The sequence below is a fragment of the Pseudomonas sp. MWU13-2105 genome, assembly GCF_023242315.1.
Taxonomy (GTDB): domain Bacteria; phylum Pseudomonadota; class Gammaproteobacteria; order Pseudomonadales; family Pseudomonadaceae; genus Aquipseudomonas.
Genome location: NZ_JALLIY010000014.1, coordinates 65,832 through 87,599, shown reverse-complemented (window position 1 = coordinate 87,599; position 21,768 = coordinate 65,832). Strand labels below are relative to the sequence as shown.

Genomic DNA, 21,768 nt, shown 5'->3' with positions numbered 1-21,768 from the left:
TGGCTAAAGATAGGCACTCTAGAGCCGTCGCGCACTCACTAAATCACCCAAAGGAATGATTTGCAGACGAACGTGAGTGCTAGCTCACAGCCAGCACCCACACAAACCTCCGCCAAGGCTCAGGCCGGCTGCCCCGCGGGCTGCTGGGCCGGAGTGCGCGGGAACACCAGCGCGGCGACAAAAGTCAGCGCGGCGAAGCCCGCGAGGATCAGGTACAGGCCGGCAAAGCCCTGGCGCGGCTCGACAAAGGCGATCAACGGGATCGCCGTCGCGCTGGCCCCGAACGACAGGCAGTAGCGCAAGGCAAAGACCCGCGATTGCCACTGCGGCGCGACAAAATTGGCGACCATCGCATCATTCACCGTCACCTGGCCGAACACCACGAACATCAGCGCCGCGCCCAGGAGCATCACCGCCAGGCCGTCGACGTAGGCCAGGCCGAACAGCAACGGCGCCTGGCACAGGGTCAGCACCACGAACGGCCACTTCAGGCTCATGCGGTCGAGCACCCGGCCGATGCTCAATTGCGCCACCGCGCCAAAGGCATAGGCCAGGCTGACGATCACGCCGAGCAACTGCGGCGAGGCGAGCCACTCATACAGGCGCTCCTGGAACAGTTTCGGGTAGGTCATGGTGGTGGCATTGAACACCACCCCGCCGGTGGCCGTGACCAGCGCCAGGACACTGAAGACCATGATCATGGAGATCTGCTGGCCGCTGGCGTTGCGCAGTTTCACATGGGGCAACTGCGGGATCGGTTCTTCGCGCACCTGCCAGGCAAACAGCACACCGAGCAGGATCGATACCGCCCCCGGCAGGATAAACGCCGAACGCCAGCCGAACTGCGCCACCAGAAAGCCGGTGACCAGCGCCGAAAACGCCACGCCCAGGTTGCCCCACATGCCGTTGACGCCGATTTCACGCCCCCGGTTGCGCGCGTAGCTGACCAGCATCGCGGTGCCCACCGGGTGGTAGATCGCGGCGAACACACCCACCAGGGTCAGCCCCAGGGTCAGCATCGGCGCCGTGCTGCTCAGGCCGGTAAAGATCGACGCGGCGCCGATCCCGAAGAAGAACAGCAGCATCATGCTGCGCCGGCTCCAGCGGTCCCCCAGCCAGCCGGCCGGCAGCGAACAGGCGCCGAAGGCAATGAAGCCGCCCAGGGACAGGCCGATCATCCGGGCGAAGTCGAGGCCGAAGGCCTGCCCCATGCCAAGCACGGCGGCAGGGTAAATCAGCATGAACATGTGGTCGATCACATGGGCTGCGTTGATGTAGCGGATTACGTTTCGGGCTTGGTTCATCACGGCACACACGTCAGGAAGGTTAGCGGTCCGTTATGCTAAATTGGCGACAAAACGCATTTCTGCCAACAAACTCATCAAACCAGACAGACTTGTGGAATCGGACATGTTAATCAGCCATTTCCTGCACGGCCCGGTCAGCGCCTATCCCCGCGATTATGCCGATGGCGCGCACCAGGAACTGCACGTCCATCAGGAAGCGCAGTTGCTCTATGCCGTGTGCGGGGTGATGCGCCTGGTCACCGCCGAAGGTGCGTGGATCATCCCGCCGACCCGCGCGGTGTGGATTCCGCCCTGGGTCGAGCATGAGATTTTCATGAGCGGCGAGGTACGCATGCGCTCGTTATTTATCGCCGCCGAGTATTCCCCGGCCAACCTGCGCGGCTGCTGTGTACTGGCGGTGACGCCGTTGCTGCGGGAGTTGATCGTGCGCGCGGTACAAGGGCCGGAACAGGCGAAGAACCCGCTGATCCAGCAGCTTATGCTGGAAGAACTGGCTGCCCTGGAGAATCTGCCGCTGCATATCCCGATGCCGACCGACCGGCGCCTGCAACGGATCTGCCTGGCCCTGCTGGAAACCCCGGATCACCCCAACAGCCTGGAGGACTGGGCGCAGCAGGTCGGCGCCAGTACCCGGACCCTGGCGCGATTGTTCCAGCAGCAAGTGCGGATGAATTTCAATGCCTGGCGCCAGCAACTACGCCTGATGGAAGCCTTGCCACGCCTGATCGCCGGGGAAAGCGTGCAGCACGTGGCCAAGGTCCTGGGCTATGGCAGCGCCCGGGCTTTCAGTTCGATGTTTCGGCGCCTGCTCGGCGACAACCCGCGGGACTACCTGAATGCCTTGAATCAGTTCAGCTCGATCAATGCATCTCGGTGAAGGCCAGCTTGACCCCGATGGCGATCAACACCGCGCCCATGGTCCGGTCGAACCAGTGGCCCATGCGGGCGAAACCGGCGCGTACACGCTGCTGGCTGAACAGCATCGCCACCAGACAGAACCACAGCGCGGTGGCCACGGCCAGATACACGCCGTAGCCGGCCTGGACCAACAGCGGCGTGTGCGGGTTGATCACCACGGTGAACAGCGAGAGGAAAAACAGCGTGGCCTTGGGATTCAGGCCATTGGTCACAAAGCCCGAGGTAAAGGCGCCACGGGCAGTACGCTCGCCCACCTGCAAGGCCAGGTCGTCGGTCGCGGGCTTCGCCGGCTTGGCGCGGATAGCCTTGAAGCCGATGTACAGCAGGTAGGCCGCCGCCAGCCATTTCAAGGCGTTGAACAGCACGATCGATTGCGACACGATCAGGCCGATACCCAGCAGCGAATAGCCCACATGCAGGAAAATCGCCGTGCCGACGCCCAGCGCGGTCCAGGTGCCGGCACGTCGACCATGGGTCACGCTCTCGCGCACCACCACGGCAAAGTCCGGGCCGGGACTGGCCACCGCCAGCAGGTGAATCAGGGCAACGGTCAAGAATTCCGTCAGGTAGATGGACACGGCGCTGGGCTCCTCAGTCACTGAATATGTCTGTTAGGCTCGTCACCTTACGCCTTCACCCCCTAGCACAAAAGGTACAGTTGATGAGCAACTCCCGCCGCGCGGTCTTCCTCGATCACCCCTCCCTGGATCTCGGCGATCTGGACCTTGAGCCGCTGCGGGCCTGCTTCGATGAGCTGCGGCTGTGTGCCACGACCACGCCGGAGACTGTCGTCGAACACCTGAAAGGCGCCAGCGTTGCCATCAGCAACAAAGTCCCCTTGAGCGCCGCGACCCTGGCCGCCTGCCCCGAGCTGAAGCTGATCCTGATCAGCGCCACCGGCACCAACAATGTCGACCTGGCCGCCGCCCGCGCCCAGGGCATTACCGTGAGCAACTGCCAGGGCTACGGCACGCCGTCGGTGGCCCAGCACACCTTGATGCTGCTGTTGGCCCTGGCCACGCGCCTGACCGACTACCAGAAAGCCGTCGGCGAAGGCCGCTGGCAACAGGCCAAGCAGTTCTGCCTGCTGGACTTCCCGATTGTCGAACTGGAAGGCAAGACCCTCGGCCTGCTCGGCCATGGCGAACTCGGCGGCGCGGTGGCCCGCCTCGCCGAAGCCTTCGGCATGCGCGTGTTGCTCGGGCAGATTCCCGGGCGTCCGGCCCGGGCCGATCGCGTGCCGCTGGAGCAACTGCTGCCGCAGGTCGATGCGCTGACCCTGCACTGCCCGCTCAACGAATACACCCGCCACTTCATCGGTGCCGCCGAACTGGCGTTGCTCAAGCCCGGGGCCTTGGTGGTCAATACCGCCCGCGGCGGCCTGATCGATGAACTGGCCCTGGCCGATGCCCTGCGCAGCGGCCACCTGGGCGGGGCCGCCACCGATGTGCTGAGCGTCGAACCGCCGACTAACGGCAATCCGCTGCTGGCCGGCGATATCCCACGCCTGATCGTCACCCCGCATAACGCCTGGGGCAGCCGTGAAGCCCGGCAACGAATCGTCGGCCAGTTGACGGAAAACGCCCGGGGTTTCTTCAACGGTGCAGCGTTGCGGGTTGTCAGTTGATAGACTGCGGCACTTTTTTTCAGGGAGCAGACCATGGATCCGCGCAGTGAAGTACTGCTTCGTCAGGCCGATTATTTCCAGGGCAAGCTGTTGCTCGCCGGGCTGCCCGCCGACGACCTGCTCGGACGCCTGCCCAACGCCCACGGCTGGTGCTGGCACGCCGGCGATCAGGCGGCGCTGGAGGCGCGCTTCGAAGGCCGCAGCCATTTCGGCGTGAATATCCCCGAGATCCCGTTCGACAGCGCCGTGGTGTTCCTGCCCAAGGCCAAGGACCTGACCGACTACCTGCTCAACGCCGTGGCCTCGCGCCTGCCCGGCGGCGAGGTGTTCCTGGTCGGGGAAAAACGCAGCGGCATCGAAGGCGCGGCCAAGCAGCTCAACCCCTTCGGCAAGCCGCGCAAGCTCGACAGCGCCCGACACTGCCAGCTGTGGCAGGTCAGCGTGGCCGAGGCGCCGCTTGTCCAGCCGCTGGAAAGCCTGGCCCGTCACTACGAACTGGACCTGGCCGAAGGACCGCTCAAGGTGGTCAGCCTGCCCGGGGTATTCAGCCACGGCCGCCTCGATCGCGGCAGCGCCCTGCTGCTGGAGCATCTGGACAAACTGCCGAGCGGCAACCTGCTGGACTTCGGTTGTGGCGCCGGCGTCCTCGGCGCGGCGGTGAAGCGCCGTTACCCGCACAACCACGTGATCCTGCTTGACGTCGATGCGTTCGCCACTGCCAGCAGTCGCCTGACCCTGGCCGCCAACGGCCTCGATGGCGAAGTTCTGACCGGTGACGGTATCGATGCCGCACCCATGGGCTTGAGTGCGATCCTGAGCAATCCGCCGTTCCATGTCGGGGTTCACACCGATTACCTGGCGACAGAGAACTTGTTGCGAAAAGCAGCCAAACATCTGAAAAACGGCGGCGAACTACGATTGGTGGCAAACAGCTTCCTGCGCTATCAACCGTTGATCGAAGAGCATCTCGGACGTTGCGTGACCAAGGCCGAGGGCCAGGGCTTCCGGGTCTACAGCGCCAAGCGCGGCTGAAAAAGAAGGCTTGCGCAATGGATTCTGCCTAGGCAGAATCCGCTCCGTCCTAGGGGAGTAGTCTCCCACGAGCGCCACGCTCGTCCGGCATGCGTCAACATACTTGGTCAACAGACCATGGCGCATGCGACCCAGGGTCCGCACAGACGGGCCCAGGGTTTGACAAGACCTATGACACGCACACCTTACCCGGGGCGGGAAGGCTGTACGTGTCATAGCCGTGTCGACCCGCCCCTTAGGAAAACCTGATGCTGGACTCCCTGCTCGTCCCCACCGCAATCGTTGCCTTGGCCGAAATCGGCGACAAGACGCAGCTGCTCGCACTCATTCTGGCTGCACGGTTTCGCAAACCCTGGCCGATCATTGCCGGTATCATCGCGGCGACCCTGGCCAACCATGCGGCGGCCGGCGCGGTAGGCGCCTGGTTCGGCAGTTTCTTCTCCGATGCGGTATTGCACTGGATCCTCGCGGCGAGCTTTACCGCCACAGCCCTGTGGACCCTGGTACCGGACAAGATCGACGATGACGAGACCACCACGGCGCGCAAGTTCGGCCCGTTCCTGACCACCCTGATCGCATTCTTCCTCGCCGAAATCGGTGACAAGACCCAGATCGCCACGGTGATGCTGGCGGCGCAATATCCGGAGCTGTGGCTGGTGATCATCGGCACCACCCTGGGCATGTTGATCGCCAACGTCCCGGTGGTGCTGGCGGGCAACTTCGCCGCCGACAAGCTGCCGTTGACCCTGATCCGCCGCCTGGCGGCGACGGCGTTCTTCATCCTCGCGCTGGTCGCGGTGTACAAGGCGATGCAGAGCAGCGGCTGGATCTAGATCCGTCTGGATGAGTAGGTTTGTGTGGCGAGCGGGCTTGCCCGCGCTGGGCTGCGAAGCTGCCCTAAAATCAGCAACTTCATAGTGCCAGGTAGAACACCGTCGCTGGTTTTAAGCCGAACGGGGCGCTGCGGCGTCCCGACAAGCCCGCTCGCCACAAGCTGCATCACCGATAGGCGCGTAGTGACTCAGGATTTCCTGGCCTGCTGGTACAATGGCATCACCTTCGGAATCGCCGCCTCCAGCGAGGCAATCCGACTGGCGGACGCCGGGTGGGTACTCATGAACTCCGGCGGCGCACCTTCAGCCGCCTTGCTCATCTTGTTCCACAGGCTGATGGCCGCGTTCGGGTTGTAGCCGGCACGGGCCGCCAGTTCCAGGCCGATCAGGTCCGCCTCGTTCTCGTTGGCCCGGCTATTGGGCAAGGTCATGCCGTAGTTGGCCACGGTATCGGCCAGCGCCAGGCTGTCCTGCCCCAGGCCGAACAAGGCCCCCGCGCCCTGCTTCGCCATCTCGATCCCATAAGCCTTGGACATCGCCTCACGGCCGTGCTCGCGCAAGGCATGGGCAATTTCATGCCCCATCACCGCGGCAATCTCGTCGTCGCTCAGCTTGAGCTGATCGATCAGGCCGCTATAAAAGATGATCTTGCCGCCCGGGCCGCAATTGGCATTGAGCTCGTCACTCTTGATCAGATTGACCTCCCATTGCCATTGCGCCGAGTCCGGACGGAAGGTCGGCGCCTGGGCGATCAAGCGCCTGGCAATCGCCTGGACCCGCTTGGCATTGGCACTGCTCTTGTCCAGCACGCCCTTGCCACCCGCCTCACCCAGGGTCTTCTGGTACGACTGCGCGTACATCTGGTCGACCTGCTGGCTCGACAACATACTGAACATGTACTGCTTGCGCTCCACCCCGACCGCACCACCATTGGTGGTATTCACGGCCTGGCATCCGCCCAGCAACAAACCCGCGCCCAACGCACCCAATACCCAACTTCTAGCCATGAACACTCTCCCTGAAAACTGCCGGTTATCCTAGGCGGCGAATTGTATCTACGCCAGATACAAGCGACACGTAGCACATCATTTTCAGATACATCCCACCTTCCTCGTAGGAAAAGATTCATAAACCAGCCCAAGCCACGACAGATAACGCTCTCCTACCTATCCATTTGCGACACAGACGCATTCAAAACAGTCATTTCGTCGTCCGCGCCTAACGTCGATAAAAATCCCGGCCGATAGCTATTGGCAGATGTCACGCCTTGCGTCCGGAGCTCTCATGAAATTCAAGTCAATCCAGTTTTCCGTCGCGGCCCTGGCCGGCGCCATTATCCTCAGCGTGGTCGGGGCCCTGGTGGTCTATGCCCTGTTCTCCGGAGCCAGGACCCAGGACATGGTGCAACAGCGGACCCAGGCGCAATTCGAACAGGTGATCCAGCAACGCCTGGATGCCCTGGCGCGCACCCAGGTCAGCCAGATCCAGCGCGAACTCGAAGCACCGCTGCTGATTGCCGGCGGCCTGGTCCGGGTCAACAGCCTGATCGGCAGCGCCGGCGCCGACGGCAAGCCCGCCTTGAGCCTCAGCCGCGAACAACTGATCAGCCTGGTCAAGGAAAACGTCCAGCAGAATCCGAAGATTCTCGGCACCTATATCGGCTGGGAAAAGAATGCCCTGGACCACAACGACGCCGCCTATGTCGATACCAAGGTCGTCGGGATCGACCCCAAGGACGGGCGCTTCCTGCCCTGGTGGTTCCGTAACGACGACGGCAGCCTCGGCCAGTCCAGCCTGGTGGATGTGGATGACCAGAAGCTGCTCTCCACCGGTATCCGCGCCAGCGAGTACTACCTGTGCTCCAAGGAAAGCAAAAAACCCTGCGTGATCGACCCGGCTCCCTACAAGGTCGGTGACAAGATGGTCATGCTCGCCTCCTTTATCGAACCGATCATGCTCAACGGCGCCTTCCAGGGCATCGTCGGCGCCGACCTGTCGGTGAACTTCATCCAGGACATGCTGCTGGGCGCCAACCAGAAACTCTATGGCGGCGCCGGCAACATGGCGCTGGTGGGCACCAATGGACGCCTGGTCGCCTACACCAAGGATTCGAGCAAGTTCGGCGAGAAAGCCGGCGACGTGCTCGGGGCCGACAAAGTCGCGGCCATGGGCAAGCTCAATCGCGGCGAAGTGACCTACAACGTCGACAAGGACAAAGGCATCATCGAACTCTACCTGCCCTTTGGCATCGGCCAGACCGACGCGCGTTGGACCCTGATGCTGCAACTGCCGCTGGACGCGGTGATGGCCGACCTGCACAAGCTGCAGGGCGACCTGGACACCCAGCGCAAGGCCGATATCTTCGGCATGGCGATGGTCGGCCTGGTGATCGCCGGCCTCGGTCTACTGGTGATCTGGCTGGTCGGCCACGGCATCGCCCGCCCTCTCAAGCAAATGGTCGCCATGCTCGACGACATCGCCCAGGGCGAAGGCGACCTGACCCGTCGCCTGAGCAGCGACCGCGCCGACGAACTGGGCTCGATCGCCAAGGGTTTCAACACCTTCCTGATCAAGTTGCAGGCGATGATCAGTCAGGTGGTGACCTCGGTGCAGAGTGTCAGCGACTCCTCCGAACACACCGCGGACATCGCGATCCGCACCAACCAGGGCGTGCACAAGCAGATGGCCGAGATCGACCAGGTAGCCACCGCTGTTCAGGAAATGACCGCGACCGCCCAGGACGTGGCACGCAACGCGACCCAGGCGGCCCAGGCCGCCAGCCATGCCGACCTGGCCGCCAGCGACGGCATGCGCATCGTCAAGGACACCTCGACCTCCATTGGCGCCCTGGCGCTAGAGATCGGCCGCGCGGTCAGCGTGGTGCAGACCCTGGCCAAGGACAGCGAGAACATCAACGCGATCCTCACGGCCATCCGCGGCATTGCCGAACAGACCAACCTGCTGGCGCTCAACGCCGCCATCGAAGCGGCCCGGGCCGGCGAGCAGGGCCGGGGCTTTGCGGTGGTGGCCGACGAAGTGCGCAACCTGGCGCAGAAAACCCAGAAGGCGACGGAAGAAATCCAGTCGATGATCCAGCAGTTGCAGCAAGGCACCCGCGACGTGGTCAAGGTCATGGAAGACAGCCAGGCCAAGACCGACGAAAGCGTGCAGCACGCGGCCAAGGCGGCCCAGGCGCTGGAAAGCATTACCCAGGCGGTATCGGTGATCAACGACATGAACACCCAGATCGCCAGCGCCGCCGAGGAACAGAGCGCGGTGGCCGACGATATCAACCGCAACGTGATCAACATCGGCCAGGTGGCCAACGAAGTGGCGGGCGGTGCCGACGAGTCGAGCGCGGCCAGTGCGCAGTTGACCAAGCTGGCGGAGCAGCAGCGGCGGTTGATCAATCAGTTCAGGGTGTAGGCGAGTTGCAGCATACGGCCCGTGAGCAGAGGCATACCTGTGGCGAGGGGGATTGTCGGGACGCCGCACCGCCCTGTTCGGCTGCGCAGCAGTCGCAAAACCAGCGATCTCGGTCAACCTGACACACCCAGTTTTCTGGATCCAGGGGGGCTTCGCCCCCAACGCGGGCAAGCCCGCTCGCCACGGAACCGCGTTCGGCCTTGAACCGCAGTGTGCCTCAACCCGGGGTCAAACACTCCGGCGCATTGAGCTTCGGATCATTCACCAGATTGGCCAGCACCCGCTCGCGCAAAGGCGCCTGGGGACTGGCCAGCAAAGCCTGCAAATCCGCCAGCGAGGTGTCCGCGGACAACCAGGCTTCCTGCCCCGCCGCATCCAGGATCAATGGGCGGCGCTGATTCGACGCCGCCTGGGTCACCACCGCGGTACTCAACCAGACATGCCCATCCACCGGATAGGCTTCCCAGATCGCCGCGAAAAACAGGCTCGAACCTTCCGCCGGGGTCAGCCAATAAGGTCGTTTGCGCTGGGTGCCGCGCCATTCGTAGAAACCGTTGGCCGGCAGCAGGCAACGGCGCTCGCGGAACGCCTGGCGAAACATCGGCTGCTCGGCCAGGGTTTCCGCCCGGGCATGCGCCGGCGTCTTCGACAGATCGGTCAGCCAGGCCGGGGTCAGTCCCCAACGGGCCCGGGCCAACTCCCGCTGCCCCGCGGCAGCACGCAGGATCAGCACCGAATCATTCGGCGAGATGTTCCATTGCGCCTGCTGGTCGGCGGGAAAGCCGGGCAAGGCCGCGAAGGTGGGGTTCCAGCGAAACAGGGCATAACGTCCACACATGGGGCAATACGGCTCTTTTCAAAAACTCGGGACAAGGGCCAACAAGAGACTTCATATCAAAGTTGGCCAAGGCGCAACACGATCCCTGTGGGAGATTCTATGTTTTTTTTGGGGGGGGGAACCCCCAAGCATGGGTTAGGTGTGTAATCGCTTTGGTTTTTCATCAAGGCAAACATCACCCTCGCCAGGCTTGCCAGCAATGAGCCCCTTAAGCCTTGCAGTGCGCTGACGGACGTCGCCAGCTCCTACAAGGTGCGCGGCGCATCCAATCTTGCCCACCCAGGCTAACAGACCAGCACATCCGGGAAACTCTCCGGCTCATCGCCGGCCAGCGGCAGCGCCGCATTGTACGCGGCGATCAGCTCCCGCGCGCATTGCGCCTGGTCATTGTCCACCGCCAGGGCCAGCAAGCCGAAGACCGGCAACTCCCCCACCCCACCCAGCAGGTCACGTCCCACCAGGTGCGCCTGAATCCCTTCGCTGGCGAGCATGCCCTGCAACAACTCGCCTTCCATCAGGTTTTCCGGCTCGTAGATACGCTGCATGGAAAGGCCCTCATCACTCGTTCTCGCTGTAAACGTCGAGCATCCATTCCTCGCCATCGGTCTGCAGGACAAAGGTAATCGGTCGACAGCACACCGCGCAGTCCTCGATATAGGTCTGGTCGCCGCCGGACAGATCCAGTACCGCCTCACCGATTTCACCACAATAAGGACATTCGTAACGCTCAGTTTCCAGCATCGCGGCCTCCGAAGTGACTTGTGCGTATAATCGCCGGTCTATTTGCAAGGCTATTTTATGTCTGGGCTTTATTTTCCAGACCGGGCTTTGTTATTTATCACTCAAACCTCTACTTACCCTAGCCGTTTCCAACAAGAGAGCATGATGGGCGAATTCGATGCCATCCGACCTTACGACGACAGTGAAGTACCGGCCGTCATGGCCCGGCTGTTCCGCGACCAGGCGTTTCTGGATATCCTCACCCACTTCCGCTTCCCGCGCCTGGCCGGCGCCTTTGGCTGGCTGCTCAGACCACTGATCGCCTACCGCCTGCGTCGTGAATTCGCCGGCGTCACTTCGGTCGCCACCTTGCAGGACAAGGTCGAGGTCTACGTCGACCAGACCATCGAACGCGCCACCGACGGCGTCACCTACACCGGCGTCGAACAGTTCAAGTCAGGCCAGGCCTACCTGTTCCTGGCCAACCACCGGGACATCGTGATGGACCCGGCGTTCGTCAACTATGCCGTGTATCACGCCGGTCTGCCCACACCGCGCATCGCCATCGGCGACAACCTGCTGCAAAAGCCCTTTGTCAGCGACCTGATGCGCCTGAACAAGAGCTTTATCGTGCACCGCTCGATCGCCGGACGGCGGGAAAAGATGGCCGCCTATCAGTTGCTCTCGGCCTATATCAACCATTCGATCCGCCACGACTGCCAGTCGATCTGGATCGCCCAGGCCGAAGGCCGGGCCAAGGATGGCGACGACCGTACCGAGTCGGCGATCCTGAAAATGTTCCACATGAGCCGCAAGGACGAGCCGTTCGCCGAGGTTATCCGCTCGCTGAACCTGACGCCGGTGTCCATCAGCTACGAGTACGACCCCTGCGACCAGGCCAAGGCTCGCGAGCTGTATATCCGCGCCACCACTGGCCACTACACCAAGGCGCCGGGCGAGGATGACGTCAGCATCGCCAAGGGCATCACCGGCTACAAGGGCCGGGTGCATGTGAACTTCGCCGCGCCCCTGACCGGCGAGTTCGAGGACACCAAGGTCCTGGCCACGGAAATGGACCGGCAGATCCTCGAAGGTTATCGCCTGTTCCCGGTGCACTACCTGGCGTATGCCCAATGGAGCGGCGCCGATCCGCAGTTGCAGGTACCTGCCGCCGCCCAGGTGTTTGCCGCCGACGAACTGGCCAAGGCCGAGACGCAATGGCGCAGCCGCCTGGATGCCTGCCCGGCCGAGCACCGGCCCTACCTGGTGCAGCAATACGCGACGCCGGTGCGCAATCAGTACCGGGTCAAGGCCGGCCTGGCGCTTTAGCTTTAATAGCAACGCTTATAAACAACAACGGCGCCCATGGGCGCCGTTGTTGTTTCTGTTGGTCGGGTTAATTTCCATTGTCACCGGAACGTCACCTTAACAAGCCAGTCTGTCGCCCCTCGATAGCCCACGGAGCTTGTCATGCTGCACGCAGAGAACCAGGATCGTCTTTATCTGATCGCCCCCAGCGACGAACAGGAGGCCCTGGTGGACGCCATGTCGTTCAACGTCCAGGACCGCCACTGGCTGGTGTATTGCGCCCTGGGCGGGCACCAGCACGCCGACCTGCCGGAAGCCGATCTGCTGACCGGGGTCAGCATGCTGGATCTTTATGTGGAGGCGGCGTGAGGCTGCCACGCCAAGCCTTTGGCTGCCCTTGAGGGCCCCATCGCCGGCAAGCCTGTCCCTACGGGTTATTCGCCCAGTACCTGGCCGATTTTCGGGTCCTTGAACACCCGGGTCAGCGCATCGCTCAACACGTCGCTGATCAACTTGGTGTTCGCCTCTTCGTTCGGCGCCATGCCGAAGCGCTGGTTCAACGACGCCCCGTAGCTACCGCTGTAACGACGGTTGGCATTGGTCACGTCAGAACGGAAGTTGGCGCCGATGGTCGCCTCGGTCACATAGACACCCTCTTTCGGCGACTGGTAGGTCAGATCGGACAAGGTCACGGTCAGGGTCGGCGCATTCATGGCATTGGGCGAAGGGGTAAAGCCCAGCAGGCGTACCGCCGCATCAGCCTGGGCCTGCAGTTTCGGGACCAGGTCGGCCCCTTGCACGGTAATCGCGCTGGTTTCAGGGTACAGGCCGCCCCGCGTGCCCAACACCGGCGAACGACGACCGTCCACCACCCGCACCACCACCGGCTGACCATGGCCGACCGGCGCCAACTGAGTGGTGAGCGTGGGTTGCGGGCTGAGTTGTTGCGGGCTGTTGGCACAGCCGACAAGCGTCAAACTGGTTACAGTGATCAAACCGAACAACAGGCGTTGCAACATGCTCATCTCTCCAAGGACCAGGCATCATTCAGGCGCTGAGTATAGCGGGGCCCGGGCGTCGCTCACCAGCGCCACCAGTGCTTGCTGAAAAGTCTGACCAGTACGCCCAGCCAGCGTTCCCGTCACATGCCTGTCACACCGGCCAGCGCCCCCGCGCACAGCCGCTGATCGACGCCGCTGCCCGGCATCTGACCAGATGTCGAATAAAAGTCATTAAACACGACCATTTTTCCGCGTTTCTTAGTTACAATCTCCCCCCGATTATAAGGACGTCTCCTGATCGGGCCTCGCAGCACCGCCAATGCGCTTGCATCGGCACCTTCGTACTGCCCACAGAGAGCCGCCCACACAGATCGAGTGAAGCCGGCGAGCTTGCCGTTACCTGCGCAAACCACCGTTTTCAGCGAATCTGCCAGAGCTGCCCTTGTGCTCGCTCACTGAGTTGTTGGCCCGTGCCGCCTGCCCTTCCCGGCGGGTATTCGCACCGCGGGCCCGGTGACAGACCGCGGCAGCCCTTTTTTGAGGTTCACGTCTTCAAAAGAGCGTGAAAAAACGGGTTTTCACAACTTCACGAGAGTGTGGCGAACAAATGAATAGTTTCGCGTCTGAACAGGCACCATCAGCGTCCCCAACGGCCTCATCACACAGGACCCGATACACCCCGACAGGTGCTTGACGCCTGTTCGCTTACGGATTTGGTTGCACGAATCGGACGCTCTTGACCATAAGTCGAATTGCCCGTGTTGCCCGCACATGCGTTCATACGCACCTTGGGCCCACCGGCAGCGTCCGCTGAAGTTGCAAGAAATTGCGAAGAATCGGACATGGCCATCCTGGTCGGGTCATTGCTGGGCTAACGTCAAACGAGCCCCGCCCATGCCCGGCAGCCATGCCGTCAATGTGGTGCTGCAGATTTTGGAGACGCGTTAATGGCGCATAACGAAGCAGTTGATGTGGTCCTGGTTGGGGCCGGCATCATGAGTGCCACCCTTGCGGTGCTGCTCAAGGAGCTCGACCCGACGATCAAGCTGGAAGTCGTCGAGCTGATGGATTCCGGTGCCGCGGAGAGTTCCAACCCGTGGAACAACGCCGGTACCGGCCATGCCGGGCTGTGCGAGCTGAACTACACGCCGCAGGCGGCTGACGGCTCCATCGACATCAAGAAAGCCGTGCACATCAACACCCAGTTCGAGGTGTCGAAGCAGTTCTGGGCCTATCTGGCGCAGAAAGGCACCTTCGGTTCGTGCAAGTCCTTCATCAGTCCGGTGCCGCACCTGAGCTTCGTCCAGGGCGACAAGGGCGTGGCCTTCCTCAAGAAGCGCTTTGAAACCTTGCATCCGCACCACGCCTTCGCCGAGATGGAATACACCGAAGACCGCGCGAAGATGGCCGAGTGGATGCCGCTGATGATGCCGGGTCGTACGGCCGACGAGGCGATTGCCGCGACCCGCGTGATGAAAGGCACCGACGTCAACTTCGGCGCCCTGACCAATCAGTTGCTCAAGCACCTGACCAGTGCGCCCGACGCCCAGGTCAAGTACTGCAAGCGCGTCACCGGCCTCAAGCGCAACGGCACCGGCTGGACCGTGAGCATCAAGGACGTGAACAGCGGCAACAGCCGTGACGTCGATGCCAAGTTCGTCTTCCTCGGCGCCGGCGGCGCGGCGTTGCCGTTGCTGCAAGCGTCGGGTATCGAGGAAAGCAAAGGCTTCGGCGGTTTCCCGGTGAGCGGCCAGTGGCTGCGTTGCGACAACCCGGAAGTGGTCAAGCACCACCAGGCCAAGGTCTACAGCCAGGCTGCCGTGGGTTCGCCGCCGATGTCCGTGCCGCACCTGGACACCCGTGTGGTCGACGGCCAGAAATCCCTGCTGTTCGGGCCTTATGCCGGTTTCACCACCAAGTTCCTCAAGCACGGTTCGCTGATGGACCTGCCGCTCTCGGTACGTGCCGGCAACATCGGCCCGATGCTGGCCGTGGCCCGCGACAACATGGACCTGACCAAGTACCTGATCAGCGAAGTGATGCAGTCCATGGAACAGCGCCTGGAATCCCTGCGCCGCTTCTATCCGGAGGTGAAAGCCGAGGACTGGCGCCTGGAAACGGCCGGCCAGCGGGTGCAGATCATCAAGAAGGACCCGAAGAAAGGCGGCGTCCTGCAGTTCGGTACCGAACTGGTGGCGGCGAAGGACGGCTCGTTGGCCGCCCTGCTCGGCGCCTCGCCGGGCGCATCGGTAACGGTGTCGATCATGCTCGAACTGATCGAACGCTGCTTCCCGGAAAAAGCCAAGGGTGAGTGGGCGACCAAGCTCCATGAGATCTTCCCGGCACGGGAAAAGGTCCTGGAGACGGATGCGCAGTTGTATCACCAGATCAACGCACAGAACAACCTGCGTCTGGAACTGGTTGAGCCGAGCAGCGAGACCGAAAGCTACGCTTGAGCTGATCGCTGACAAAAACGCCCCGCCCTTCGGTTGAAGAGCGGGGCGTTTTTTATGGATCAGAACCGCAAAAAGTGGCGAGCGGGCTCGCCCGCGCTGGGCTGCGAAGCAGTCGCAAAACCTGTGATTGCGTTCTGCCTGACACTATGAGGTCGCTGGCTTTAGGGCTGCTTCGCAGCCCAGCGCGGGCAAGCCCGCTCGCCACAACAAGCTCGCTCGCCACAAAGGTTCGGATCAGCCGCGAGCGTTATCGATCAGCTCGATATAGTCGCCAGCGTTGCGCTGATCGCGGATCAGGCTCACGAAGTCCTGGCCGTGCTCGTCCTTGCCATCGAGGTCGTAACCGGCTTCCTTGAAGAACCCCAGGAAGCGCTCGAAATCGTCGATACGCAGGCCGCGGTAGGCCTTGATCAGTTTGTGCAGGGACGGCGAAGTGGCGTCGACCGGCTCGAAATCGAGAAACAACTTGATCTGCGCATCGCCGATCTCGTCACCAATCACCTGTTTCTTATCTTTGCGCATTACCGGCTCCAGCCAACAGACATTACACGGGGCAGGCAGTTTACCCCCGCCTCTGCTCCGGTCTCAACGAGTACTAACTGATCCGCTCCATACGTCTGCCAACGAAGCAAACCTGACAGTAAAAACTGTGCTCCGAAGCCCGCACGCAGCGTCTAGCAGCATGTAGCCCCGCAACCCGGCGGGAAGTGACTGCGAGCCCGAGCATGCAAGCGCTGTTGAACGAGATCCTCGATGAAGTCCGGCCATTGATCGGCCAGGGCAAGGTGGCCAATTACATTCCGGCGCTGGCGGATGTGCCGGCCAATCAACTGGGCATTGCCGTGTATGGCAATGACGGCGAAATGTTCTGTGCCGGCGACGCGCAGACACCGTTCTCGATCCAGAGTATTTCCAAGGTCTTCAGCCTGGTGCAGGCGATCAACCACTCCGGCGAGGCGATCTGGGAACGGCTGGGCCATGAACCCTCCGGGCAGCCGTTCAACTCGCTGGTGCAGCTGGAGTTCGAACGCGGCCGTCCACGTAACCCGTTTATCAATGCCGGGGCCCTGGTGATCTGCGACATCAATCAATCGCGCTTCGCCGCTCCGGCGCTGTCGATGCGCGATTTTGCCCGGCGCCTGTCGGGCAATATGCAGGTCATGGTCGACGGCAAGGTGGCCGAGTCGGAATACCAGCACCGGGCACGCAACGCGGCCATGGCCTATCTGATGCAGTCGTTCGGCAACTTTCACAACGATGTGGAAGCCGTCCTGCGCAGCTATTTCAGTCACTGTGCCCTGCGTATGAACTGCATCGACCTGGCGCGGGCGTTCGGCTTCCTGGCCAACGACGGGTTCTGCAAGCACAGCGGCGAACAGATCCTGACCCGGCGCCAGACCCAGCAGGTCAACTCGATCATGGCCACCAGCGGGCTGTACGACGAGGCCGGGAACTTTGCCTATCGGGTCGGTTTGCCGGGCAAGAGCGGCGTGGGTGGCGGGATTGTCGCGGTGGTGCCGGGGCGCTTTACCGTGTGCGTCTGGGCACCGGAGCTGAATGTGGCCGGCAACTCGCTGGTGGGGATGGCAGCGCTGGAACTGCTGAGCGAGCGGATTGGTTGGTCGGTGTTCTGATCACAAACTTTGTGGAGACCGGTTTGTGTGGCAATGCGATGTATGTGGGAGCGGAGCTTGCCCGCGAAGCTTTTGGCGCCCTCAGGGACCCTTTCGCGGGCAAGCTCCGCTCCCACACGACCTCGGCACCCGCAAGATCCGGTGCCGGCCCTGAGACTCAGGTAATCGGCGCCGGATTGAACAAGGTAATGTCGTTGTGCAGCTTGTGCTGCTCGGCCCAGGTCTTTTTCCGCCCGCTGGCGACATCCAGGTAGTAGTTGAACAACTCCCAACCCAGGTCCTCGATGGAAGCCCGCCCCGTGGCAATCCGCCCGGCATCGATGTCGATCAGGTCCGGCCAGCGCTGGGCCAGCTCGGTACGGGTCGAAACCTTGACCACCGGTGCCATCGCCAGCCCATAAGGCGTGCCACGCCCGGTGGTGAACACATGCAGGTTCATCCCGGCCGCCAGTTGCAAGGTGCCGCAGACAAAGTCACTGGCCGGCGTCGCGCAGAAGATCAGGCCCTTGCGCGTGAAACGCTCGCCCGGGCCGAGCACACCGTTGATCGCGCTGCTGCCGGACTTGACGATGGAACCCAGGGACTTCTCGACGATATTCGACAACCCGCCCTTCTTGTTCCCCGGCGTGGTATTGGCGCTGCGGTCGGCCTCGCCCTTGGCCAGGTAGCGGTCGTACCAGTCCATCTCGCGCACCAGCGCCTCGGCCACCGGCAGGCTCTCCGCCCGCGAAGTCAGCAGGTAGATCGCATCGCGCACTTCGGTCACTTCGGAAAACATCACCGTCGCCCCGGCCCGCAACAACAGGTCAGACGCATACCCCAAGGCCGGGTTGGCGGTGATCCCGGAAAACGCATCGCTGCCACCGCATTGCATGCCGAGGATCAGCTCCGACGCCGGCACGGTTTCCCGACGCCGCTGATCGAGCTTCTTCAAACGGATTTCCGCCAACGCCATGATCTGCTCGATCATCTCGGTAAACCCGTGGCTGGAATCCTGCAGCCGATACAACCACGGCTCACTCAGGTCCACCGAACTGTCGCCCTCGTGCATCACCTGCCCGGCCTGCAACTTCTCGCAGCCCAGGCTGATCACCAAGGCTTCGCCGCCCAGGTTCGGGTTGCGGGCCAGGTTGCGCACGGTACGGATCGGGATATAGGCATCGGTCGCGGTAATTGCCACGCCGCAACCGTAGCTATGGGTCAACGCCACCACGTCATCGACATGTGGGTACTTGGGCAGCAGCTCGTCCTTGATGCGCTTGACCGCATGGTCCAGCACACCGGTGACGCACTGCACCGTGGTGGTGATGCCGAGGATATTGCGCGTGCCGACGGTGCCGTCGGCATTGCGATAACCTTCGAAGGTGAAGCCCTCAAGCGGCGCCTGGGCCGCCGGCACATCGGTGGACAGCGGCAGGCTGTCGAGCGGCGGCGCGGTCGGCATGCGCAGTTGATCTTCCTTGACCCAACTGCCCCGGGGAATCGGCAGCAACGCATAACCGATGACCTGGCCGTAGCGGATCACTTCGCCGCCCTCGGCGATATCCACCAGCGTCACCTTGTGACTCTGGGGAATGTGCTCGCGGGTCACCAGGCCGTCCGCGAACGCGGTACCGGCCGGCACGCCCTGGTCATTGACCACGATCACTACATTGTCCCGCTCGTGCAGGCGGATGTAGCGCGGCGAGTCGGAATGTTCAATCAACTGCATGACGCCGCTCCTCAGGAATGGGCTTGGGACAGACGGGGCTCGTTACTATGCTTGGGGCCGGCCGGTGGCTCGCGCAGTTCGACGCGCTTGATCTCACCGACGATCACCACATAGCTGATCACCGCCAACAGCGCGTTGGCGCCGACAAACACCAGGGCCCACTTGAACGAACCGGTGGAACTGATGATGTAGCCGATCACGATCGGCGTGGTGATGGAAGCGATATTGCCGAACATGTTGAACAGGCCGCCACTCAGGCCGGCGATCTGCTTCGGCGAGGTATCGGAAACCACTGCCCAACCCAGCGCGCCGACGCCCTTGCCGAAGAAGGCCAGGGCCATGAAGCCCACCACCATCCATTCGATGTCCACATAGTTGCAGGCGACGATGGTGGTCGAGAGCAACAGGCCGCCAATGATCGGCGCCTTGCGGGCAAACGTCAGGGTGTGGCCGCGACGCAGCAGGTAGTCGGAGATGATCCCGCCCAGCACACCACCGATAAAGCCGCAGATCGCCGGCAAGGAGGCGATGAAGCCGGCCTTGAGGATGGTCATGCCGCGTTCCTGCACCAAGTACACCGGGAACCAGGTCAGGAAGAAATAGGTGATGCCGTTGATGCAGTACTGGCCCAGGTAGACGCCGAGCATCATGCGGTTGGTCAGCAGTTGGCGCACGTAGTCCCATTTCGGACCGCCACCGGCGGCCTTGCCCTGGTCCATGTCGACCATACCGCCGTTTTCGGCGATATGGTTGAACTCGGCGTCGTTGATCATCGGGTGCTGGCGCGGACTGTGGATAACTTTCAGCCAGATCAGCGAAAACACCACGCCCAGGGCGCCCATCACCAGGAACACGTGCTGCCAGCCGAAGCTGAACACGATCCAGCCCATCAGCGGTGCGAAGAGCACGGTGGCGAAGTATTGCGCGGAGTTGAAGATCGCCGAGGCGGTACCGCGTTCGGCCGTGGGGAACCAGGCCGCGACGATACGGGCGTTACCGGGAAAGGATGGCGCTTCGGCCAGGCCCACCAGGAAGCGCAACATGAACAGCGCGACCACCGCGGTGGAGACGCCGAACTCGCCGACATAACCTTGCAGCGCGGTGAACAGCGACCAGGTGAAGATGCTCAGGGCATAGACTTTTTTCGAGCCGAAACGGTCGAGCAGCCAGCCGCCGGGAATCTGCCCGAGCACATAGGCCCAGCCGAAGGCGGAGAAGATATAACCGAGGGTGACGGCGTCGATGCCGAGGCTTTTTTGCAGGCTGGAGCCGGCAATGGCGATGGTGGCACGGTCGGCGTAGTTGATCGTGGTCACCAGGAACAGCATGAACAGTATCAAATAGCGGACGTGTGTCTGCTTGGTCGCTTGCATGTAGATGTACTCCCACTCTTTATTTTTTTACGCGGGTAAAACATTCAGTTATGTACCGCACGGGGCTTCAGGCAAGGGCCCCGTGCGGGTAAAGCGGGTTACGAACCGATGTAGCTGGTCTTGACCACGGTGTAGAACTCCTGGGCGTAGCGACCCTGCTCACGGGAGCCGTAGGACGAACCTTTGCGCCCACCGAACGGCACGTGATAATCCACGCCCGCGGTCGGCAGGTTGACCATCACCATCCCGGCCTGGGAGTGACGCTTGAAGTGGTTGGCATACTTCAGCGAGGTCGTGGCGATACCGGCGGAGAGGCCAAACTCGGTATCGTTGGCCATGGCCAGCGCGGCTTCGTAATCGGCGACGCGGACGATATTGGCCACCGGGCCGAAGATCTCTTCGCGGCTGATGCGCATCGAGGCTTCGCTGTCGGCAAACAATGTCGGCGCGAGGAAATAGCCTTCGGTATCGCAGGTCACCAGGCCGCCGCCGGAGACCAGCCGTGCGCCTTCGGACTGGCCGATGTTGATATAGCTCAGATCCTGCTCCAGTTGCGCCTGGGACACCACCGGACCGATGTCGGTAGCACTCTTGAGGGCGTGGCCGACCTTGATCGAACGCATGCGCTCGGCCATGGCTTCGACGAACTTGTCGTGAATCCCGGCGGTAACGATCAAGCGGCTGGACGCCGTGCAGCGTTGGCCGGTGGAGTAGAACGCACTCTGCACCGCCAGCTCGACGGCCTGCTTGAGGTCGGCGTCATCGAGGATGACCTGCGGGTTCTTGCCGCCCATCTCCAACTGCACCTTGGCTTGGCGTGACACACAGTTGACCGCGATCTGCCGACCGACGCCAACCGAGCCGGTGAAGCTGATACCGTCGACTTTCGGGCTGTTGACCATGGCGTCACCGACCAGCCGGCCGCTGCCCATCACCAGGTTGAACACACCGGCCGGGAAGCCGGCGCGGGAAATGATTTCCGCCAGGGCCCAGGCACAACCCGGCACCAGTTCGGCCGGTTTGAGCACCACGCAGTTACCGTAGGCCAGGGCCGGGGCGATCTTCCAGGCCGGAATCGCGATCGGGAAGTTCCACGGGGTGATCAGGCCGACCACGCCCAGCGCTTCACGGGTCACTTCAACATTGACGCCCGGTCGCACCGACGGCAGGTAGTCGCCAGACAGACGCAGGCATTCGCCGGCGAAGAACTTGAAGATATTACCGGCGCGGCTGACTTCGCCAATGGCTTCGGGCAGGGTCTTGCCCTCTTCCCGGGCCAGCAGGTTTCCCAGCTCTTCACGACGGGCGAGAATTTCCGAACCGACCTTGTCCAGCGCATCGCTACGGGCCTGGATGCCGGAGGTGGACCAGGCGGGAAAGGCCTCACGGGCGGCGTCGATGGCCGACTGTACCTGGGCCAGGTCAGCCTTGGCGTACTGGCCAATGACATCGGACAAATCCGACGGGTTGATATTGGCCGAGTACTCGGCACCGGCGACCCACTGGCCGCCGATGTAGTTGTCGAAACGTTTTGCATCTGCCACGGAAAACCTCCTGAACCGAAAAAGCCGCTGATTGCTCAGC

General features: G+C 62.5%; 20 protein-coding genes, 1 pseudogene and 1 riboswitch. Of the genes and pseudogenes, 10 read left to right on the top strand and 11 right to left on the bottom strand.

What is annotated here, in order from left to right; translation table 11 throughout:
- Positions 1 to 119: 119 nt before the first annotated feature.
- Complete coding sequence (locus M5B96_RS20830) at positions 120 to 1,304, bottom strand: MFS transporter (RefSeq protein WP_248798860.1); 1,185 nt, start codon at positions 1,302 to 1,304, stop codon at positions 120 to 122.
- A gap of 106 nt (positions 1,305 to 1,410) precedes the next feature.
- Here M5B96_RS20830 and M5B96_RS20825 point away from each other — a divergent pair, with 106 nt between their 5' ends.
- A complete protein-coding gene (locus M5B96_RS20825; RefSeq protein ID WP_248798858.1) occupies positions 1,411 to 2,184 on the top strand; it encodes an AraC family transcriptional regulator in 774 nt (257 codons plus the stop codon).
- Here the strand turns inward: M5B96_RS20825 and M5B96_RS20820 are convergent.
- Complete coding sequence (locus M5B96_RS20820) at positions 2,168 to 2,797, bottom strand: LysE family translocator (RefSeq protein WP_248799016.1); 630 nt, start codon at positions 2,795 to 2,797, stop codon at positions 2,168 to 2,170. The genes M5B96_RS20825 and M5B96_RS20820 overlap by 17 nt on opposite strands.
- Before the next feature lie 89 nt (positions 2,798 to 2,886).
- Here M5B96_RS20820 and M5B96_RS20815 point away from each other — a divergent pair, with 89 nt between their 5' ends.
- From M5B96_RS20815 to M5B96_RS20805, 3 genes are all read left to right on the top strand, one after another.
- Positions 2,887 to 3,852: a 2-hydroxyacid dehydrogenase gene (locus M5B96_RS20815; protein WP_248798856.1), complete on the top strand. Its 966-nt coding sequence runs from the start codon at positions 2,887 to 2,889 to the stop codon at positions 3,850 to 3,852.
- 33 nt (positions 3,853 to 3,885) lie between these two features.
- On the top strand, positions 3,886 to 4,884 hold the full coding sequence (locus M5B96_RS20810) for a class I SAM-dependent methyltransferase (RefSeq protein ID WP_248798854.1): 999 nt from the start codon (positions 3,886 to 3,888) through the stop codon (positions 4,882 to 4,884).
- 40 nt (positions 4,885 to 4,924) lie between these two features.
- Positions 4,925 to 5,044: riboswitch (yybP-ykoY riboswitch) on the top strand.
- Between the two features lie 88 nt (positions 5,045 to 5,132).
- On the top strand, positions 5,133 to 5,717 hold the full coding sequence (locus M5B96_RS20805) for a TMEM165/GDT1 family protein (RefSeq protein WP_248798852.1): 585 nt from the start codon (positions 5,133 to 5,135) through the stop codon (positions 5,715 to 5,717).
- Between the two features lie 188 nt (positions 5,718 to 5,905).
- Here M5B96_RS20805 and M5B96_RS20800 read toward each other — a convergent pair whose 3' ends face one another.
- Positions 5,906 to 6,724 carry a M48 family metallopeptidase gene (locus M5B96_RS20800; protein WP_248798851.1) on the bottom strand — a complete coding sequence of 273 codons (819 nt, stop codon included), beginning with the start codon at positions 6,722 to 6,724 and terminating at the stop codon, positions 5,906 to 5,908.
- Between the two features lie 250 nt (positions 6,725 to 6,974).
- Between M5B96_RS20800 and M5B96_RS32785 the strand changes: the two are divergent.
- Positions 6,975 to 8,285, top strand: a pseudogene (locus M5B96_RS32785) (HAMP domain-containing protein); the annotation flags it as partial.
- Positions 8,286 to 8,300: 15 nt separating this feature from the next.
- On the top strand, positions 8,301 to 9,143 hold the full coding sequence (locus M5B96_RS32780; protein WP_412548634.1) for a methyl-accepting chemotaxis protein: 843 nt from the start codon (positions 8,301 to 8,303) through the stop codon (positions 9,141 to 9,143).
- 217 nt (positions 9,144 to 9,360) lie between these two features.
- Here the strand turns inward: M5B96_RS32780 and M5B96_RS20790 are convergent, their stop codons facing one another.
- The 3 genes from M5B96_RS20790 to M5B96_RS20780 all read right to left on the bottom strand — a co-directional run bounded on the left by M5B96_RS20790 (position 9,361) and on the right by M5B96_RS20780 (position 10,722).
- Positions 9,361 to 9,981, bottom strand: coding sequence for an SOS response-associated peptidase (locus tag M5B96_RS20790; RefSeq protein ID WP_248798847.1), 621 nt, complete (start codon positions 9,979 to 9,981; stop codon positions 9,361 to 9,363).
- A 284-nt stretch (positions 9,982 to 10,265) separates the two neighbouring features.
- Entirely contained in the window at positions 10,266 to 10,526 is a 261-nt protein-coding gene (locus tag M5B96_RS20785) for a putative signal transducing protein (RefSeq protein WP_100941256.1), read from the bottom strand.
- 13 nt (positions 10,527 to 10,539) lie between these two features.
- A complete protein-coding gene (locus M5B96_RS20780; RefSeq protein WP_248798845.1) occupies positions 10,540 to 10,722 on the bottom strand; it encodes a CPXCG motif-containing cysteine-rich protein in 183 nt (60 codons plus the stop codon).
- 144 nt (positions 10,723 to 10,866) lie between these two features.
- On the opposite strand from M5B96_RS20780, the gene M5B96_RS20775 reads away from it, so the two are divergent.
- On the top strand, positions 10,867 to 12,030 hold the full coding sequence (locus M5B96_RS20775; RefSeq protein WP_248798843.1) for a 1-acyl-sn-glycerol-3-phosphate acyltransferase: 1,164 nt from the start codon (positions 10,867 to 10,869) through the stop codon (positions 12,028 to 12,030).
- 141 nt (positions 12,031 to 12,171) lie between these two features.
- Positions 12,172 to 12,378, top strand: coding sequence for a hypothetical protein (locus M5B96_RS20770; protein ID WP_121134733.1), 207 nt, complete (start codon positions 12,172 to 12,174; stop codon positions 12,376 to 12,378).
- Between the two features lie 65 nt (positions 12,379 to 12,443).
- Here the strand turns inward: M5B96_RS20770 and M5B96_RS20765 are convergent, their stop codons facing one another.
- Positions 12,444 to 13,028 carry a YajG family lipoprotein gene (locus tag M5B96_RS20765; protein WP_248798841.1) on the bottom strand — a complete coding sequence of 195 codons (585 nt, stop codon included), beginning with the start codon at positions 13,026 to 13,028 and terminating at the stop codon, positions 12,444 to 12,446.
- 929 nt (positions 13,029 to 13,957) lie between these two features.
- Between M5B96_RS20765 and mqo the strand changes: the two genes are divergently transcribed.
- Positions 13,958 to 15,466 (top strand): malate dehydrogenase (quinone), encoded by a 1,509-nt coding sequence (mqo, locus tag M5B96_RS20760; RefSeq protein ID WP_248798838.1) that lies wholly within the window; start codon positions 13,958 to 13,960, stop codon positions 15,464 to 15,466.
- A gap of 234 nt (positions 15,467 to 15,700) precedes the next feature.
- Here mqo and M5B96_RS20755 read toward each other — a convergent pair whose 3' ends face one another.
- Positions 15,701 to 15,988, bottom strand: coding sequence for a PA4642 family protein (locus M5B96_RS20755; RefSeq protein WP_100941250.1), 288 nt, complete (start codon positions 15,986 to 15,988; stop codon positions 15,701 to 15,703).
- A 203-nt stretch (positions 15,989 to 16,191) separates the two neighbouring features.
- Here M5B96_RS20755 and glsB point away from each other — a divergent pair, with 203 nt between their 5' ends.
- Positions 16,192 to 17,100 (top strand): glutaminase B, encoded by a 909-nt coding sequence (gene glsB, locus M5B96_RS20750; protein ID WP_103494736.1) that lies wholly within the window; start codon positions 16,192 to 16,194, stop codon positions 17,098 to 17,100.
- Between the two features lie 157 nt (positions 17,101 to 17,257).
- Here glsB and garD read toward each other — a convergent pair whose 3' ends face one another.
- The 3 genes from garD to M5B96_RS20735 form a co-directional block, all read right to left on the bottom strand.
- Positions 17,258 to 18,811: a galactarate dehydratase gene (garD, locus tag M5B96_RS20745; RefSeq protein ID WP_248798836.1), complete on the bottom strand. Its 1,554-nt coding sequence runs from the start codon at positions 18,809 to 18,811 to the stop codon at positions 17,258 to 17,260.
- 11 nt (positions 18,812 to 18,822) lie between these two features.
- A complete protein-coding gene (locus tag M5B96_RS20740; protein ID WP_248798834.1) occupies positions 18,823 to 20,184 on the bottom strand; it encodes an MFS transporter in 1,362 nt (453 codons plus the stop codon).
- Between the two features lie 98 nt (positions 20,185 to 20,282).
- Positions 20,283 to 21,728 (bottom strand): aldehyde dehydrogenase family protein, encoded by a 1,446-nt coding sequence (locus tag M5B96_RS20735; protein WP_248798833.1) that lies wholly within the window; start codon positions 21,726 to 21,728, stop codon positions 20,283 to 20,285.
- Positions 21,729 to 21,768: the final 40 nt, after the last annotated feature.